This window comes from Flavonifractor sp. An91 (genome assembly GCF_002159225.1).
GTDB classification, from domain to species: Bacteria; Bacillota; Clostridia; order Oscillospirales; family Oscillospiraceae; genus Flavonifractor; species Flavonifractor avicola.
Genome location: NZ_NFHA01000088.1, coordinates 1 through 1,523 on the forward strand (window position 1 = coordinate 1; position 1,523 = coordinate 1,523).

3 protein-coding genes are annotated in these 1,523 nt (G+C 50.2%); all 3 read right to left on the minus strand.

What is annotated here, in order from left to right:
- Positions 1–148 precede the first annotated feature (148 nt).
- Positions 149–391, minus strand: a complete 243-nt coding sequence (locus B5G42_RS17510; RefSeq protein ID WP_006354177.1) for a helix-turn-helix domain-containing protein — start codon at positions 389–391, stop codon at positions 149–151.
- Positions 384–761: a type II toxin-antitoxin system PemK/MazF family toxin gene (locus B5G42_RS17515; RefSeq protein ID WP_087273165.1), complete on the minus strand. Its 378-nt coding sequence runs from the start codon at positions 759–761 to the stop codon at positions 384–386. Before B5G42_RS17515 ends, B5G42_RS17510 begins: the two co-directional genes overlap by 8 nt.
- Positions 762–1,340: 579 nt before the next feature.
- Complete coding sequence (locus tag B5G42_RS17520; protein ID WP_242961280.1) at positions 1,341–1,508, minus strand: sigma factor-like helix-turn-helix DNA-binding protein; 168 nt, start codon at positions 1,506–1,508, stop codon at positions 1,341–1,343.
- Positions 1,509–1,523: the final 15 nt, after the last annotated feature.

Sequence of the window (1,523 nt, forward strand, 5' to 3'; positions counted from 1 at the left end):
TACTGATCTGTTCCTCCTTTTGCGGTATTGAGTTCACCTACCAATGACACCTTTATTGTATCATCGGACAGAACAAAACTCCAGGTAAATCCGCGTCAGAATTGTTAACTTTCTGCGTCTATCCGGTGAAGATCGACACCATAGCCTGCTACTCCGCAAAAGTGGAGCAGGTGATTTTCAAATAACGAAGAATGTGGGCTTTGGGGATGCGGTAAGCCCGTCCAATTTTCAGGTACTCAATTTTCCCATCTTTCAGTAACTTGTACCCGGTTTTTGTACTGACGCCAAGCGCCTCACACATTTGACCAATGTCCATCACATCCGGGTAGTCTTTTAACATCAATCGGTAGGCATCTCTGGGAGAGAGTAGGCCGCCGTCATTTTCATACATTGTGAGTCCTCCTTTCGTTGGGGTATCCTATGCCGATGCTGATTGCCAGGGCTGCATCTACCTCCAGCATTTTTTCTGTGCTGATACGCCCAATGTAACCACGGAGCCGCTTCCGGTCTATTGTCCGCAGTTGTTCCAACAGAAGCAGAGAGGTAGGCGCAAGCCCCGGCACATTCTCAAGTAGGATATGGGTAGGCAGACTGTTCTTCGCTTTTCTGCTGGTGATGGCTGCTGCAACAACGGTAGGACTAAAGTGATTCCCCACATCATTTTGGATAACAAGGACAGGGCGAATGCCGCCTTGCTCGGAGCCGACCACCGGGTTCAGGTCTGCATAGAACAGATCGCCACGCCGGATAGCCTTTCGCATAAACTGACCTCCTGAATATTAAGTAAGCCGGAAAACGGGGCAGGCCATAAGACCTGCCCCATTTCCGGCGAAATACAAAATCCGATTTGTTTTCTTGTTATGTGCCATTTGTCCTTGACACCCCGCACATATTGGGAAGTCATCAGTGACCGGCAGCGAACCGGCCCACGGGAATCTCACCCCTCCGAGGATCTCTCCGAGCTGCCCCCATTGCGTGATCCTGCAACCAGATGGTTTCCAAATGTTATGGACTACTCTGATCTTAAGCAGGGCTGTGGCTGGACAGGAGTACCATTATGCCCCTTTCCGGTCATGGCCGCGCCGGGTGCTGCCCGGTTTTTACAGGCTGCCGTTACTCGCTCATACAGGACAGGATTGTATGCAAGACCAATTATGATAATCAGGTGGGATCTGCTCATCATGTCCGTATATCATGGCGCGGCCCCTGAATCGGCTTTTGCTCATCGCACTGAAAAGGGGGATGTTACTGATGAATGAGTATGCGGTTGTCAAGGTACAGGTGAAAGAAGAACACTCGAAAGAATGCCTTTCACCTATCGTCCTGAAACCGCAGGGGTGTCAACCCTGTGCTGCAAAATATTTTTTAAGTTTGGCAATCGCCAGGTTTATGGACTTGGCAACAGCTTGATGGCTTGTCCCTTCCATGCGACCAATTTGCCGGGTAGAGAGTCCCTGAAAAACATGAAGCCGGAATCGCCGTTTCTGAACCTCGGTCAAAGCGCCCACTGTAAAAAGCTGCTC

Excerpts from the sequence above, each read along its gene's own strand:
- B5G42_RS17515 (WP_087273165.1), bottom strand. The coding sequence starts at position 761 with ATGCGAAAGGCTATCCGGCGTGGCGATCTGTTCTATGCAGACCTGAAC.
- B5G42_RS17510 (WP_006354177.1), bottom strand. The coding sequence starts at position 391 with ATGTATGAAAATGACGGCGGCCTACTCTCTCCCAGAGATGCCTACCGA.